The organism is Silicimonas algicola (genome assembly GCF_003148765.1).
Classification (GTDB): domain Bacteria; phylum Pseudomonadota; class Alphaproteobacteria; order Rhodobacterales; family Rhodobacteraceae; genus Silicimonas; species Silicimonas algicola.
This window is the reverse complement of sequence record NZ_QGGV01000008.1, coordinates 24,333-39,317: the sequence shown is the minus strand read 5'-3', so window position 1 is coordinate 39,317 and position 14,985 is coordinate 24,333. Positions and strand designations below refer to the sequence as shown.

General features: G+C 65.2%; 15 protein-coding genes and 1 tRNA gene. 7 read left to right on the top strand and 9 right to left on the bottom strand.

Annotation, left to right across the window (positions count from 1 at the left end; all coding sequences use genetic code 11):
- Nucleotides 1-205 precede the first annotated feature (205 nt).
- The 6 genes from C8D95_RS15835 to xylA all read left to right on the top strand — a co-directional run bounded on the left by C8D95_RS15835 (nt 206) and on the right by xylA (nt 7,022).
- A complete protein-coding gene (locus tag C8D95_RS15835) occupies nt 206-1,207 on the top strand; it encodes a DctP family TRAP transporter solute-binding subunit (protein WP_109760175.1) in 1,002 nt (333 codons plus the stop codon).
- Between the two features lie 78 nt (nt 1,208-1,285).
- Nucleotides 1,286-1,966: a TRAP transporter small permease gene (locus C8D95_RS15830; RefSeq protein ID WP_109760306.1), complete on the top strand. Its 681-nt coding sequence runs from the start codon at nt 1,286-1,288 to the stop codon at nt 1,964-1,966.
- A gap of 1 nt (nt 1,967) precedes the next feature.
- Nucleotides 1,968-3,362 carry a TRAP transporter large permease gene (locus tag C8D95_RS15825; protein ID WP_109760174.1) on the top strand — a complete coding sequence of 465 codons (1,395 nt, stop codon included), beginning with the start codon at nt 1,968-1,970 and terminating at the stop codon, nt 3,360-3,362.
- 78 nt (nt 3,363-3,440) lie between these two features.
- Nucleotides 3,441-4,496 (top strand): sugar phosphate isomerase/epimerase family protein, encoded by a 1,056-nt coding sequence (locus C8D95_RS15820; RefSeq protein WP_109760173.1) that lies wholly within the window; start codon nt 3,441-3,443, stop codon nt 4,494-4,496.
- A gap of 10 nt (nt 4,497-4,506) precedes the next feature.
- Entirely contained in the window at nt 4,507-5,682 is a 1,176-nt protein-coding gene (locus tag C8D95_RS15815) for a Gfo/Idh/MocA family protein (protein ID WP_109760172.1), read from the top strand.
- A 29-nt stretch (nt 5,683-5,711) separates the two neighbouring features.
- Nucleotides 5,712-7,022 carry a xylose isomerase gene (xylA, locus tag C8D95_RS15810; RefSeq protein WP_109760171.1) on the top strand — a complete coding sequence of 437 codons (1,311 nt, stop codon included), beginning with the start codon at nt 5,712-5,714 and terminating at the stop codon, nt 7,020-7,022.
- A 329-nt stretch (nt 7,023-7,351) separates the two neighbouring features.
- Here the strand turns inward: xylA and C8D95_RS15805 are convergent, their stop codons facing one another.
- Genes C8D95_RS15805 through C8D95_RS15775 form a run of 7 tightly spaced genes read right to left on the bottom strand, consistent with a single transcriptional unit; the run spans nt 7,352 to nt 13,886 of the window.
- Complete coding sequence (locus C8D95_RS15805; protein WP_109760170.1) at nt 7,352-8,281, bottom strand: AEC family transporter; 930 nt, start codon at nt 8,279-8,281, stop codon at nt 7,352-7,354.
- 4 nt (nt 8,282-8,285) lie between these two features.
- Nucleotides 8,286-9,083 carry an MBL fold metallo-hydrolase gene (locus C8D95_RS15800; protein ID WP_109760169.1) on the bottom strand — a complete coding sequence of 266 codons (798 nt, stop codon included), beginning with the start codon at nt 9,081-9,083 and terminating at the stop codon, nt 8,286-8,288.
- On the bottom strand, nt 9,071-9,871 hold the full coding sequence (locus C8D95_RS15795) for a TatD family hydrolase (protein WP_109760168.1): 801 nt from the start codon (nt 9,869-9,871) through the stop codon (nt 9,071-9,073). Before C8D95_RS15795 ends, C8D95_RS15800 begins: the two co-directional genes overlap by 13 nt.
- A gap of 42 nt (nt 9,872-9,913) precedes the next feature.
- On the bottom strand, nt 9,914-11,029 hold the full coding sequence (locus C8D95_RS15790; RefSeq protein WP_109760167.1) for a DNA polymerase III subunit delta': 1,116 nt from the start codon (nt 11,027-11,029) through the stop codon (nt 9,914-9,916).
- Nucleotides 11,026-11,646 carry a dTMP kinase gene (tmk, locus tag C8D95_RS15785; protein WP_109760166.1) on the bottom strand — a complete coding sequence of 207 codons (621 nt, stop codon included), beginning with the start codon at nt 11,644-11,646 and terminating at the stop codon, nt 11,026-11,028. The genes C8D95_RS15790 and tmk overlap by 4 nt, the downstream gene beginning before the upstream one ends.
- Nucleotides 11,643-12,821, bottom strand: a complete 1,179-nt coding sequence (locus C8D95_RS15780) for a D-alanyl-D-alanine carboxypeptidase family protein (protein WP_109760165.1) — start codon at nt 12,819-12,821, stop codon at nt 11,643-11,645. Before C8D95_RS15780 ends, tmk begins: the two co-directional genes overlap by 4 nt.
- A 24-nt stretch (nt 12,822-12,845) precedes the next feature.
- Nucleotides 12,846-13,886, bottom strand: a complete 1,041-nt coding sequence (locus tag C8D95_RS15775; RefSeq protein WP_241239828.1) for an SPOR domain-containing protein — start codon at nt 13,884-13,886, stop codon at nt 12,846-12,848.
- Nucleotides 13,887-14,159: 273 nt separating this feature from the next.
- On the opposite strand from C8D95_RS15775, the gene C8D95_RS15770 reads away from it, so the two are divergent.
- A tRNA-Ser gene (locus tag C8D95_RS15770) sits at nt 14,160-14,247 on the top strand.
- A 20-nt stretch (nt 14,248-14,267) separates the two neighbouring features.
- On the opposite strand, the gene C8D95_RS15765 is transcribed toward C8D95_RS15770, so the two are convergent.
- Both C8D95_RS15765 and C8D95_RS15760 read right to left on the bottom strand, forming a co-directional pair.
- Nucleotides 14,268-14,480 (bottom strand): hypothetical protein, encoded by a 213-nt coding sequence (locus C8D95_RS15765; RefSeq protein ID WP_109760163.1) that lies wholly within the window; start codon nt 14,478-14,480, stop codon nt 14,268-14,270.
- Nucleotides 14,481-14,555: 75 nt separating this feature from the next.
- Nucleotides 14,556-14,891 carry a hypothetical protein gene (locus C8D95_RS15760; protein ID WP_109760162.1) on the bottom strand — a complete coding sequence of 112 codons (336 nt, stop codon included), beginning with the start codon at nt 14,889-14,891 and terminating at the stop codon, nt 14,556-14,558.
- Between the last annotated feature and the right edge of the window lie 94 nt (nt 14,892-14,985).

Genomic DNA, 14,985 nt, shown 5'->3' with positions numbered 1-14,985 from the left:
ATTTCGCACAGTCAGGCGGTAACTGCTGTCCGAGATTCCGCACACGGGGCCTCCGAATACTTCAATTTTTTGCTTTAACATTATGATAAGTAAGAAATATATCTTCAGGCAACATCCGGCTTGCCGTGAGGTCCAATACGATGATCCTCCGCGCAGGGGAGGAAACTCGCCGCAAAATCTTGTTTCCGTATCAGGGAGGATACCGATGAAAAACTTCACAACCGCCGTGGCGGCCGCCACACTGAGCCTGGGCGCAACCGGCGCCTTCGCGTCCTGCGAGGACGGAGAGATCGTCGTCAAGTTCGCGCACGTCGTCAACGCGACCGGTCACCCGAAAGGCGTCGCCGCCGACACCCTCGCGGGCCGCGTCAACGACGAGATGAACGGCACCATGTGCATGGAGGTCTTCCCGAACTCCACACTCTATGACGATGACCAGGTGCTCGAGGCGATGCTTCAGGGCGACGTCCAACTCGCCGCGCCGTCGCTGTCGAAGTTCGAGACCTTCACCAAGGTTTTCCGCATTTTCGACCTGCCGTTCATGTTCAAGAACGTCGATGCCGTCGATGCCTTCCAGACCTCCGAGACCGGCCAGGCGATGAAGGATTCGATGCAGCGCCGCGGTCTCCAGGGCCTCCAGTTCTGGCACAACGGCATGAAGCAATTCTCGGCCAACGTGCCGCTCGTCTCTCCAGCCGACGCCCAGGGCCTCAAGTTCCGCGTGCAGCCGTCCGACGTGCTTGTCGCGCAGATGGAAGCGCTCGGCGCCAGCCCGCAGCCAATGGCCTTCTCCGAGGTCTACGGTGCGCTTCAGACCGGCGTCGTCGATGGTCAGGAGAACACCTGGTCCAACATCTGGGGCCAGAAGTTCTTCGAGGTGCAGGACGGCACCACCGAGACGAACCACGGCATCATCGACTATCTTGTGGTGGCCTCGGTCGACTGGCTCGACAGCCTCGATCCGGCGGTCCGCGACCAGTTCCTGACCATCCTCGAGGAAGTCACTGTCGCCGGCAACGCGGCCGTGGGCGATCTCGATGCGCAAGCCCGCCAGTCGATCCTCGACGCCGGCGGCGTCATCCGCGAGCTGTCCGATGAAGAGCGTCAGGCCTGGGTCGACGTGATGAAGCCGGTCTGGGAGCAGTTCGAAGGCGACGTGGGCGCGGACAACATTGCCGCGGCTCAGGAAATCAACGCTTCGATGTAATCGACGAATGGGCAGGGCGCCGGTGCGCCCTGCCTTCCGCCTCACGGGAGAGGGGCGGGACACAGGGGGAGGGAAATGATGTCCGGACAGACGGATGCGGCGGTGTCGCCGCTCGGCCGCTTCGTGAACGCGCTTGAGGAAATGGTGATCGCCTATATCCTCGCCGCGATGACGGTGATCACTTTCGTTAACGTCGTCCTGCGCTACGTCTTCAACCACACGATCCTCTGGGGTCTCGAGGTCACGACGATCCTCTTCGCCTGGCTTGTCCTTCTGGGTATTTCCTATGGGTTCAAGCGAACGGCTCACCTCGGTGTCGACGCCATTCTGAACATCGTCGGTCCGGGCCCGAAGAGAGTTATGGTGCTTCTCTCGGCACTCGCCTGCCTCGTCTACGGGGGCCTTTTGATGAAGGGCGCATGGGACTACTGGGCGCCCTTCGCGGGCTACCAGCGCACCGAGGGCCGCATCATCCCCACGGGCTTCGACGACCGCACGCGGGACCAGGCCTTCTACCACACCGAGCAGGTGCCCGTGCCCTTCGGTGGAGAGTTTTTGGCCGAGCGCTTCAACATGGGCGAGAGCTACGACAAGCTGCCCCGCTTTATCCCCTACTTCGTCCTGCCCTTCGGCGTCGCCCTGATGCTCTTCCGGATCATCCAGGCGACCATCGGCGTCCTCGCCGGCCGACGCGACAGCCTGATCGTCAGCCACGAGGCCGAGGACGCCGTGGCCGAGGCCCGGATGGCGGAGAACTGAGATGCAGGTCGTCCTTCTCTTCACCATGGTCATGGGCCTCCTGCTGATCGGCACGCCGATCGCGGTGGCGCTGGGACTGTCGTCGATCATCTTTCTGCTGGCCTTCTCGGACACTTCGCTCGCCTCCGTCGCGCAGTCGCTCTACCAGGCGATGGAAGGGCACTACACGCTGCTCGCCATTCCCTTCTTCATCCTCGCCTCGTCCTTCATGTCGACGGGCGGCGTTGCGAAACGCATCATCCGCTTTTCCATCGCCTGCGTCGGCCACCTGCGTGGCGGCCTCGCCATCGCGGGCGTCTTCGCCTGCATGATCTTCGCGGCGCTCTCGGGCTCGTCCCCCGCAACCGTCGTTGCCATCGGCACTATCGTCATCGCGGCGATGAAGCAGGCGGGCTACACCAAGGAATTCGCGGCTGGCGTCATCTGCAACGCGGGCACGCTCGGCATCCTGATCCCGCCTTCCATCGTCATGGTCGTCTATGCTTCGGCCACCGACGTTTCGGTCGGGCGCATGTTCCTCGCCGGCGTCATTCCGGGGCTTCTCGCGGGCTTCATGCTGATGGTCACGATCTACGTCATGGCCATCGTCCGCGACATGCCGAAGGGCGAATGGAGAGGCTTTGGCGAGATCGGCGCCTCGTTCCTCGATGCCCTCTGGGGCCTGATGCTGATCGTCATCATCATGGTCGGCATCTACGGCATACCCGGTTTGACGGGGGCCATCTTCACTCCGACCGAGGCCGCCGCCGTCGCCTCCGTCTATGCCTTCGTCGTCGCGGTCTTCGTCTACCGCGACATGGGCCCTCTGGCGGCGCGCGACGGACAGGGCCGCAAGTCGCTTCTCCAGAGGCCGCAGGCCCTCGTGACGGCGCTGTTCCACCGAGACACGCGGAACACGCTTCTCGATGCGGCGAGGCTGACGGTGATGCTGATGTTCATCATCGCAAACGCCCTGATCCTGAAACACGTCCTGACCGACGAGCAGATCCCCCAATCCATTGCGCGGGCCATGCTCGACGCGGGCTTCGGCCCGATCATGTTCCTCGTTGTCGTCAACGTGATCCTGCTGATCGGCGGGCAGTTCATGGAGCCCTCGGGTCTGATCGTGATCGTGGCGCCGCTGGTGTTCCCGATCGCGATCCAGCTTGGCATCGACCCGATCCACCTCGGCATCATCATGGTCGTGAACATGGAAATCGGGATGATCACGCCGCCTGTTGGCCTGAACCTCTTCGTCACCTCGGGCGTGGCCGGGATGTCGATGATGGCGGTCGTCCGCGCGGCGCTGCCGTTCCTGGCCGTCCTCTTCGTCTTCCTGATCATCGTGACCTACGTGCCTTGGCTTTCGACCTGGCTTCCGACGTCGAGGATGGGACCCGAGATCATCACGAATTAATATTAAACGGTCTTGCGACCTTAAACCGGATCGGGTTTCCTCCCGCAGGCAACGAAAGAGTGCCGACGGGAGGAAAAGATGAAAACGATCAAGGGGCCGGCCCTTTTCCTGGCTCAGTTCGCGGGCGACTCCGCGCCCTTCGACAGCTGGGACGGGATCACGAAATGGGCCGCCGATTGCGGCTACAAGGGGGTTCAGGTCCCAAGCTGGGACGCCCGGTTCATCGACCTCGACAAGGCTTCTTCGTCCAGGGACTACTGCGACGAGGTCAAGGGCGCGGCGGCGGCCAACGGAATCGAGATCACCGAGCTTTCGACGCACCTCCAGGGCCAGCTCGTCGCCGTCCACCCGGCGTATGACGAGGCTTTCGACGGCTTTGCCGCGCCCGAGGTGCGGGGCAATCCCAAGGCCCGTCAGGAGTGGGCCGTCGACCAGGTGAAGAAGGCGCTGACCGCGTCACGGAACCTCGGCCTGACCGCGCAGGCGTCCTTCTCGGGCGCGCTTGCCTGGCCGTACCTCTACCCTTGGCCGCAGCGGCCTGCCGGGCTCGTCGAGGCCGCCTTCGACGAGCTCGGGAAACGCTGGACGCCGATCCTCGACCATGCCGAGGAAATGGGTGTCGACATCTGCTACGAGATCCACCCGGGCGAGGATCTGCACGACGGCATCAGCTACGAGATGTTCCTCGACCGCGTGAAGGGCCACGGCCGTGCCTGCATGCTTTACGACCCTTCGCACTATGTGCTTCAGGCGCTCGACTACCTCGACAATATCGACATCTACCACGACCGGATCCGCATGTTCCACGTCAAGGACGCCGAGCTGAACCCCACGGGACGGCAGGGCGTCTATGGCGGCTACCAGTCCTGGGTCGACCGCGCGGGCCGGTTCCGGTCGCTCGGTGACGGACAGGTCGACTTCCGGGCCGTCTTCTCGAAACTCACCCAATACGATTTCGACGGATGGGCCGTGGTCGAGTGGGAATGCGCCATGAAGCACCCCGAGGACGGGGCGCGCGAGGGCGCGGCCTTTGTCAAGGATCACATCATCCGCGTGACCGAGAAGGCGTTCGACGACTTCGCCGGCGGAGGCGCCGACGACGCCGCCAACCGGCGGATGCTGGGACTGGACTGAGGGGGACGACATGCCGATCGACGGAACTTCGGAACAGACCACCGGCCGCCTGCGTCTCGGCATGGTCGGCGGCGGGCGCGACGCCTTCATCGGCGGGGTCCACCGGATCGCCAGCCGCATCGACGGCCATTGGGATCTGGTGGCGGGAGCCTTCTCCTCGACCCCCGAAAAATCGCAGGCCTCCGGCGCCGACCTCGGCCTCGACCCCAAGCGCGTCTACGACGACTTCTCCGCGATGGCGAAGCGCGAGGCGCGCATGAAGGGCGGCATCGACGCTGTCGCCATCGTGACGCCGAACCACATGCATTATCCCGTCGCGCGCGAGTTCCTGAAGCGCGGCATCCACGTCATCTGCGACAAGCCCCTGACGTCGACCCTCCCCGAGGCGCGCAAGATGGCGAAGGCGGCCGAGACGTCGGATGCGCTGTTCGTCCTAACCCACAACTACACGGGCTACCCGATGATCCGGCAGGCGCGCGAGATGATCGCTGCCGGAGACCTGGGCGAGATCCGCGTCGTTCAGGTCGAATACGCCCAGGATTGGCTGACCGAGGACGTCGAGAGCACCGGCCAGAAACAGGCCGGCTGGCGGACGGATCCCGAACGCTCGGGCGCGGGCGGCTCGACCGGCGACATCGGCACGCACGCCTTCAACCTGGCAAGCTTCGTGACCGGTCTGACGCTGGAAAGCCTTGCCGCCGACCTTCAGAGCTTCGTCGCGGGCCGACGGGTCGACGACAACGGCCATGTCATGCTGCGCTTCGAGGGCGGGGCACGGGGGATGCTCTGGTGCAGCCAGGTCGCGCCCGGCAACGAGAACGGCCTTCGCCTGCGTGTCTACGGCACCAAGGGCGGGCTCGAATGGGCGCAGGAGGATCCGAACTATCTCTGGCACACGCCCTTCGGTGAGCCGAAGCGCCTTCTGACCCGGAATGGCGCGGGATCGGGCCCGGCGGCGGCACGCATGTCGCGCATCCCCCCTGGACATCCTGAAGGCTATCTCGAGGGCTTCGCCAACATCTATTCCGAAGCCGCCCGCGCGATCCGGGCGAAGAAGGCGGGGGAGCCAATCCCCGAGGACATCCATTTTCCCGACATCCTCGACGGCGTAACCGGAGTGGCTTTCGTCGATGCCTGCGTTCGGTCCTCGGCGCGGAACGCATCCTGGGTCACCCTGAACATCTGAACGCGCGCACTGCGCGAACTTCTGGAGCTATCATGTCGTTTTTCAAGGACATTCCGTCTGTCGCCTATGAAGGCCCCGAGACGTCGAACGATTTCGCCTACCGCCACTACGATCCGGACGCACAGGTCGCCGGTCGCCGGATGGAGGATCACCTGCGATTCGCCGTCGCCTACTGGCACAGCTTCGCATGGGAGGGCGGCGACCCCTTCGGCGGACGGACCTTCGACCGCCCCTGGTTCGGCTCGACCATGGATCACGCGCGCACGAAAGCCGACGTCGCCTTCGAGATGTTCCGTATCCTCGGCCAGCCGTTCTTCTGCTTCCACGACGCCGACGCCCGGCCCGAGGTCGAGAGCTATGCCGAGAACACCAAGAACCTCGAGGCCATCACCGACTACATCGGCGGGAAGATGGAGGAGACGGGCACACGGCTACTCTGGGGCACCGCAAACCTATTCTCACACCGCCGCTTCATGTCGGGCGCGTCCACCAACCCCGACCCGGACGTCTTTGCCTACGCCGCCGCGACCATCAAGGCGAACATGGACGCCACGCGCAAGCTGAACGGCGAGAACTACGTCCTCTGGGGCGGTCGCGAAGGTTATGAGACGCTCCTGAACACCGACCTCGGCCGCGAAGCCGACCAGATGGCGCGGATGCTGTCGATGGTCGTCGACTACAAGCACAAGACCGGCTTCAAGGGCACGATCCTTGTCGAGCCGAAGCCTCAGGAGCCGACGAAGCATCAGTACGACTACGACGTCGCCGCCTGCTACGCCTTCCTCAAGCGCTACGGACTCGAAGACGAGGTGAAGCTGAACATCGAGCAGGGACACGCGATCCTCGCAGGACACACCTTCGAACACGAGGTGGCACTTGCGATGAGCCTGGGTGTCTTCGGCTCGATCGACATGAACCGCAACGACTACCAGTCCGGCTGGGACACCGACCAGTTTCCGAACAACGTGCCGGAAGTGGCGATGGTCTATTACGAGATCCTTAAGGCGGGCGGCTTCCAGACCGGCGGCACCAACTTCGACTCGAAGCTCCGGCGCCAGTCTCTCGACCCCGAAGACCTGATCCTCGCGCATGTGGGGGCGATGGATGTTTGCGCCCAAGGGCTGAAGGCGGCGGCGGCTATGCTGGAGGATGGCTCGCTCGAAGCGGCACGGCGCGAGCGCTATGCGGGCTGGGACAGCGATCGCGGCAAGAAGCTGATGTCGTCGTCGCTGGAAGAGATCACCGAGATGGTCCTGTCCGAGGACCTGCAACCGGAGCCGCGTTCGGGACGACAGGAAAGGCTGGAGAACCTGGTCAACCGGTTCGTCCAGAAGGCTTGAGCGAAGTCTACTTCGCCTCGGCCCGGCCCGATGTGTCGTCGGCGCGGCTGTCTGCGATGTGCATGATCAGCGTCGAACGCCGGACGTGAAGGAAGAGGGTCATCGGGCGGGCCGGCCGCCTGGTGGCCTTTTGCGTCTGTGTCGGCGCGGCTGGAAACGAAACCACTTTCATCAGTCTGCTCCATATTTCCTTACGCTAGGGGAACCCTTCTTTGTGACCGAGTATGGGCACAACCGGGGTATCATTTCGGTTAATGTTCCGGACGCGTGAACCATCGGGACACATATGTCGCCAAAAGGACTCAATCCCATCCGATGCGTGGCGGCGTTCAGGGGATGACAAGCAGCCAGAGCCACACCGTTCCGATCGACAAGCCGGTCGAAATCAGGACGGACGAGGCCGCGACCCGCCGCGCCGCGCCGTACATGTTGGCGAAGAGATACGTGTTGACGCCCGGCGCCATGGCCGCCGTCAGCACGACCGAGCGGAAGGCGTCGCGGTCCAGATCGAGAAGCGTGGCGGTGGTGAAGGATACCGCCGGATGCAGCACCAGCGAGATCACGCAGACCATGGCGATGGTCTTGAGGTCACCCTCGGGACGGTAGCGATAGAGGACGCCGCCAAGCCCGAAGAGGGCCGAGGGCAGGGCTGCGCGGGCCAGAAGATCGACGCCGTCCGTTATGACCTCGGGCATCGTCATTCCGCTCAGGTTCACGATAAGCCCAAGCGAGATGCCCACGATCAACGAATTGTGGAACATCGCCCAGATCACGTTCCGCGCCGTGCCAATGGGCCCTGCGCCGGTGCCCCGCGCGATCTCCATTGCGGTGACGCCGATCAGATAGCAGATGGGCGGATGAAGCGCGATGATGGCAAAGTTGCCGGCCAGCGCTTCGGTCCCGTAGGCGCGCTCGGTGATCGGCAGGCCAAGGAGGACCGAGTTCGAGAAGAGGCCGCAGAAACCGATCGCGACGGAGTCCGTCCAGTTTCGGCGAAAGATGAACCGCGCGCCGGTCAGGGCGGCGAAGAAGCCCGTCACCGCGCCGATATAGAAGCTGAAGAGAAGCGGCAGGTTGAAGTCCGCGCCGAGGTCGAGCGTCGAAATCGCGCGGAACAGAAGGCAGGGGATCGCGAAGCCCTGGCTGAACTTCATCAGGGCGTCCACGCCCGCATCCGAGAAATAGCCTTTCCAGACTGCGACATAGCCTCCGCCGATCACCAGGAAGACGGGGAGGATGACGTCCAGAAGGGCCTGCACCCGATCAGCCCGGCAGGCTCAGGCGCATCCCGTCGTAGGCGGGCACGACGTGGTCGGGCGTCTCGTCGAGGATGGTCCTGTAGTCCAGGTCGATGTGCATGTTGGTCAGGATGGCGCGCTTCGGCTGCACCTTCTCGATCCAGCCGAGCGTCATGTCGAGATGCGCGTGGGTCGGATGGGGCGTGCGGCGCAGCGCGTCCACGATGAAGATGTCGAGGTTCTGAAGCGACGACCAGGCCGCATCGTAGATCTCGACCACGTCGGGTAGGTACGCGAGGCCGCCGATGCGGAAGCCGAGTGCGTCGATGGAGCCATGCCCGACGCGGAAGGGATGGAAGACGATGTCTCCGCCGGGACCGCCGACGGTCACGTCGCCCTTGATCGTGTGCATGTCGAGGATCGACGGATAGGGCGATCCCTCGGGCTGGATGAAGGCATAGCCGAAGCCCGAGTAGAGCCTCTCCTGCGTCGGCCCGTCGGCCCAGACCGGCAGGCGCTGGCGCGTGTTGAAGACGATCATCCGCAGGTCGTCGATGCCGTGAACATGGTCGGCGTGGCCGTGCGTGAAGACGACCGCGTCGAGGCGACCGACGCCCGCATCCAGAAGCTGCTGGCGCATGTCGGGCGAGGTGTCGATCAGGACGCGCGTCACGGCGTCGCCCTCGGTCCGCTCGACAAGAAGCGAGCAGCGGCGGCGGCGGTTTCGCGGCTCGTCGGGATCGCAGGCACCCCAGAGACCGCCAAGCCGCGGCACTCCGCCCGACGAGCCGCAGCCGAGGATGGTGAAGGTCAGCTCCGCCATTCCGCAGCCTTGGAGAAAAGACGCTCGAAGTTCGCTTCGGTCGCGCGGGCGAAATCCGCGTAGGAGAGCCCAAAGATCTGGGCGCCGACCTTCGCGGTGTCGACGACGTAGGCAGGTTCGTTGCGCTTGCCCCGGTTCGGCGGCGGCGCGAGGTAGGGGGCGTCCGTCTCGACCAGCACCCGGTCCAGCGGCGCATCCGCAAAGATGGCGCGCAACTCGGTGCTTTTCGGGAAGGCGGCGATCCCCGAGATGGACAGGTAGAAGCCAAGTTCGAGTGCCGCCTCGGCCAGCGCCCGACCGGACGAGAAGCAGTGCATGACGCAGGCATAGGCGCCGGCGCGGTGCTCCTCGCCGAGGATCCGGGCCATGTCGTCGTCGGCGTCCCGGGCGTGGATGATGAGCGGCAGGCCCGTACGGCGGGCAGCCTCGATATGGACGCGCAGGCTCTCCTGCTGGATCGGCTTCGTCTCGGCGGTGTAATGGTAGTCGAGCCCGGTCTCGCCGATACCGACCATCTTCGGATGCCCGGCGATCTCCTCAAGCCGCTCGACCGTCACCACAGGCTGCTCATGTGCGGACATAGGATGGATGCCGGCGGCGTAGAACACCCCGGGGTGGGTCTCGGCCAGGGCGCGGACCTCGGGTTCCTTCCCGAGCTTCGTGCAGATGGTCACCATGCGATGGACGCCCCGCTGTTTCGCACGCGAAACCAGCGCCTCGACCTCACTCTCGAACTGGGGGAAATCGAGATGGCAATGGCTGTCCGTGATGGGGGTCGCGTCGGTCATGGCTCCCGTATCGGGCAGCCCGCGGGAAGGGTCAAGGCGGGGTCAGTCGCGCGCGGCCTCGTCGATGCGGAGAAAGGCGTCGGTCAGAAGACTTTGCGCGTCGATGTTCACGGCCCGGCCGTGCGCGATGCGCGACGACAACTCCTGCTGAAGCGTCGCCCAGACCTGCGCGCGGCCAGCATCGGGCGCGAGGCGGCGCCAAGCCTCGATCTCGCCCGGTGCGGCCTCGGCGAGGGGAGGTCGGCCCGCGCCGGTCCGCGCAAGCCTAACCAGGGCGAGGTTGAGAAGTCGGACGGCAAGGTCCTGGCGTTCCTCTGCCCCGCGGACGGTCACGTTCTCTGCAAAGGCGCGCAAGGCCTGACGGTCCATCCGGGGACCACCCGAGATCAGCCTCACGATCGTTGCATACAAGCCCGGCCCGTCCTGCGAGAGAAGCCGGATCGCCTCGCCGACCGAGCCTTGGGCAAGCTCGCTCAGAGCCAGCCCGTCCTCGGGCGTCACTCCGGCCTGCGACAGGGCCCGCGCCATGTCCTCGGGCCCGACCTCGCCAAGCCGCAGCGTCCGGCAGCGCGACCGGATCGTCGGAAGGAGACGGGCAGGCTGGTGGCTGACGAGGATCAGGACCGCCCGCTTGGGCGGTTCCTCGAGAACCTTCAGAAGCGCATTCGCGGCCGAGGGGTTCAACTCGTCCGCTGCATCCACGATGACGATGCGCCGTCCGCCATCCGTCGCGGTGAGGCCGAAGAACTCGTTCAGTTTCCGCACCTCGTCGACGGTGATCTGCGACTTCAGCTTCTTGCGGTCGCTGTCCCAGGCGCGGCGGATCAAGAGGAGGCCCGGTTCGGACAGGGCCGCAATGCGTCGCGCGACGGGATGGTCCCGCGGGATGTCCAGAGACGTGGGGGTAGGGGGCGCGTCGCCGAAGAAGCCGGCGTCGGCAGGAGCCTCGGCCAGAAGGAAACGCGCCAGCCGCCACGCGAGGGTCGCCTTCCCGACGCCCTTGGGCCCCGTCAGAAGCCAGGCGTGATGCAGCCGGTCCTGCGCGACGGCCTCGAGAAACGCGGCCTCCGCGTCACCCTGTCCGAAAAGGTGAGCGGTCTCGCGCGGGTGGGGCGCGCCATCCGCGCGATCCGCTTCGGCCGGAAGGTCGTCGCTCATAGAGCGGCGTCCGCGATCCGGGCAACCTCTGCGGCGATGCTGTCGGGATCGCGCTGACCGTCGACAAGATGGCAGCGGCCCGGAAAGTCCTGCGCCAGCCTGTGAAAACCGTCGCGGAGACGGTGCTGGAAGCCCTCTCCCATCTCCTCGAAACGGTCTTCGCCGCTCTTCCGGGCAAGACCCCGTTCAAGCGCGCGCGAGGGGTCCATGTCGATGATGAGCGTCAGGTCCGGTTCGATCCCGATGACGGCCTCGTGCAGGCGGTCGACAAGGCCGCGAAGCTCGCCCCGCGCCGCGCCCTGATACACCCGCGTCGAGTCCGCGAAGCGGTCCGAGATGACGGTCGAGCCGCGTTCGAGCGCCGGGCGTATGGTCTTTTCGAGGTGGTCGCGACGGGCGGCGGTAAAGAGCAGGATCTCGGTCTCGGCTGACCAGCGGTCAGGATTGCCCTCGACGAGAAGGCGCCTGATCTCCTCGGCTCCCGGCGACCCGCCGGGCTCGCGCGTCAGGACGACCTCGATGCCCTTCGAGCGCAGGTAGGCGGCCAACAGCCTTGCCTGCGTGGATTTTCCCGAACCGTCGATGCCTTCGAATGTGATGAACCGCCCGCGCGTCATTCCATCAGGCTTTGCACCTGACCCTTGGCCTTGTCAAACAGCACGTAGGACGAGGCGCGCACGCGAGGCAGGAAGCCTCCGCGCGTGACGGCGCGGTCCGATACGAGGGGGATTCTCTTCTCGGGCATGTCGGGCGCGGTGATGACCAGTTCGGCGACCTGTCCGCCCTCCTCGATCGGCGCTTCGATAGGGCTGCGGAACTCGACGCGGGTCTGAAGGCTGTCCTGCCCGATCGCCGGAACCAGAAGCGTGATGTCCTCGCGCGCGATGGCGTTGACGCGCTCGAAGTTGCCCATCCACACCGGCACTTCGGTCACGACGGCCCCCGACTTGGCGAGGTTCTTCGGCACGAACTGACGGAAGCCCCAGTTGATCATCGCCTCGGCCTCCTGCCGGCGTTCGGCCATGCTGCTCAGGCCCGAGAAGACGAAGACGATCCGGCGGTCACCCTGCTTGGCCGAGCCCACGAGGCCATAGCCGGCTTCCTCGGTGTGGCCCGTCTTGAGCCCGTCCGCGCCGAGGCCAAGCCCCAGGATCGGGTTCCGGTTGAAGCGGTTCGAGGGCGAGCGTCCGTCGAAGTCGTACTCCTCGAGGGCGAAGAACCCATAGTACTCGGGAAACTCGGTGATCAGCAGAGTGGCCACGCGGCCGAGATCACGCACCGACATGCGGTGGTTCGGATCGGGCCATCCGGACGCGTTGGTGAAGGTCGAGTTCGTCAGACCGATCTCGGGCGCGCGCGCATTCATCTGGCGGGCGAAGGCGTCTTCGGTGCCAGCCAGGCCCTCGGCAACGACCACGCAGGCGTCGTTGCCGGACTGCACGATGATGCCCTTGATCAGGTCTTCGACGCGCGGACGGTCGGTTTCGTCCAGAAACATCGTCGAGCCGCCCATCTCGCGGGCGCGTGTCGAAACGCTGAACGTCGTGTCCATCGTGACGCGTCCGTCGCGGAGCGCCTCGAACAGCATGTAGAGCGTCATCAGCTTCGACATCGAGGCGGGCGGCAGCGGCTCGTCGGCGTTCTTCTCGACGAGGACCGTGTCGGTGGTGATGTCGTACATGTACGAGGCCGTCGCCTGCGTCTCGTACTCGGCGCGCGCAGGGACGGGCGCGCTCGTCGCACAAGCCGAGACGAGGACGAATACGGCGAAGGTGGCCAGGGGGCGGAACATGAGCTGTCCTCCGGAAGGGTGATCTTACTGGGCGGTCAGGAAGGCGTCCTTGTATCCCATGCGCTTGATTTGAGCGAGCAGGGCGGCCTGGTCGTCGGCCGTCGAGACCGGCCCGACCACGACGCGCCAGAGCGTCTTGCCGTTCGAGGTCTTCGGGGCGACTGCGGGCAGGATGCCCTCTCGACGAAGCGCCTCGGCTGCCGTGTTGGCATTGGCCTCGACGCTGAAGAGACCGACCTGGACATAGGGGTTCTTGATCGCGGACGGGGCGGGAGGAGGGGCCGCGGCAGGCTGCGGCGCAGGGCCGTCCGCCGGCCTTGCGACAGGCGCGTTCTCGGCCTCGGCGGCGTCTATCGCGGCGGCGGCCGTGGCCGCGACCGGGTCGAGCGGCGCGGTCTCGACGCCGGGCACCGACGCGTCCGCGGCGGGGGCGAGGTCGGGATCGACCGCGACGGTGGGCTCTGGCGGCTGCTTGCGCCCGAAGATGCGCTGCAGGAAATTAGGCTTGCGCGTGGTGCTGGTGGTCGCCGCGGCTCCGGCGGCTGCGGCCATGGCCGCATCGTCGGCGGTCGCGGAGTCGGTCGGGGCGGCTTCGCCCGGCGTTTCCTCGGCGATCGGCAACGGCTCGGGCGCGGCTTCGATCTCCTCGGGACGTACGACCATGATCGAGACCTCGGTCGGCTGACCGGCGAGGATGGCCAGTGCCGACGCTGCGTCCGACGAGAGCTGGATGCGCGGCCCCGGGTTTTCACGCTCGCGCCGGAACAGGGCGCCCGGCACCGACTGTCCGTTCGAGACGTTCGTCAGGATCGCCCGCTCGGGCTCCTTGACGTCGGGATGCGCCACCCAGACCCCGCCAAGCGACGGTCGCCCGTCCCAGAGCGCCTCTTCCGTGGTCTGGAAGATGTCCGGCCGCTCGACATCGCGAGACCCTGGCCGCGTCACGGTCGGAACCGCGGCAGCCATCGTCGTTCCCGCATCGCGTCCACCCAGGCCCTGCTCGCAGCCCGCCAGCGCAAGGACGAGGGTCGCAGAGATCGCCCCGGATCGCACAAACCTGTTCATCTTCTGCTCCATTGCCCCGCCAAGGCCGTTTTCTGCGGCGTCAGGACGCCATTTTCGACGAAGTCTACTCGCAAGCGGGGTGCAAGAAAAGGGAAGATGCCCGGGCGGCGCAAAGCCGCGCCCACATGCCCGCTTTCAGAATCGCGCCGTGCCCACTAGGCAGGTTCGGACGGAAAAGACCCCGCACAGGCGCCGATCCTGCCAGTCTCACATGCGGATGTGGGGCCGAGAGGCGGAAGGCACAGGTGTAGAAAACTTGTGCGGGAGTATTGTGGAAGGGTGGCAGAGTGGTCGATTGCACCGGTCTTGAAAACCGGCGATGTGCAAGCATCCGTGGGTTCGAATCCCACCCCTTCCGCCAATTACTTGGGTAAGCAATTGTTATTCTAGAACTTTCTGTTCTGGGGTTTTGGCACCTTCCAACCTACCGCCAGTCACGTCGAGCGCTTGCTTCAGCCCTGCCAGCCGATCCCGCGCCTCGGCCAGCAGCGCCCGCACCGCGAAGCCATGGCCGGGGGAGTCGATGAGCTGGTCGACGGCGCCGACGATGTCGATAAGTGCGGCCGTCTCGTCTTGGGCGTCCAGGAGGCTCATGTTGCAGCCTCCGGCTTCGCCTTCCTCTCGGCCTCGAGAAGTTCGCCGCCGGCCTGCGCGCGCGCGAGGACAGCCTCAAAGGGTGTCCATGCTGAACAACAGCGAATCCGCGTCTAGGGTTGTGTTGCTTGCCGCAACCCCGACGCGGCAGAGGCATTCGATGTCATAGAGCGCGCGCTCGGCATCGTCTTCAGCGCGGGGATAGGTGTTCTCGGTCATTGCGTGGTCTCCTTTCACGATGTCCAAGTCGATCATTAGCTCCTTGGAAAGTTTCGCTGCGATTTCGGTCGTCGACACGATGGCGTCGCCCCAAATCTTCGCGTTGGTTTCGTTGTGCATGAGGGCCAGCCCTTCGATCAGGCCGGCCAGGTGAGTGGCGGCCACTCGGCATTCGTTGAGCGTCTTAGTCATTGCGCGGTTCCTCCGTTGTGGGTTAATGTTCCCAAACAGAACAATAGCGGATGTTCTAAATTGGAACAAGCGAAGAATATCACGCCGGCACAGA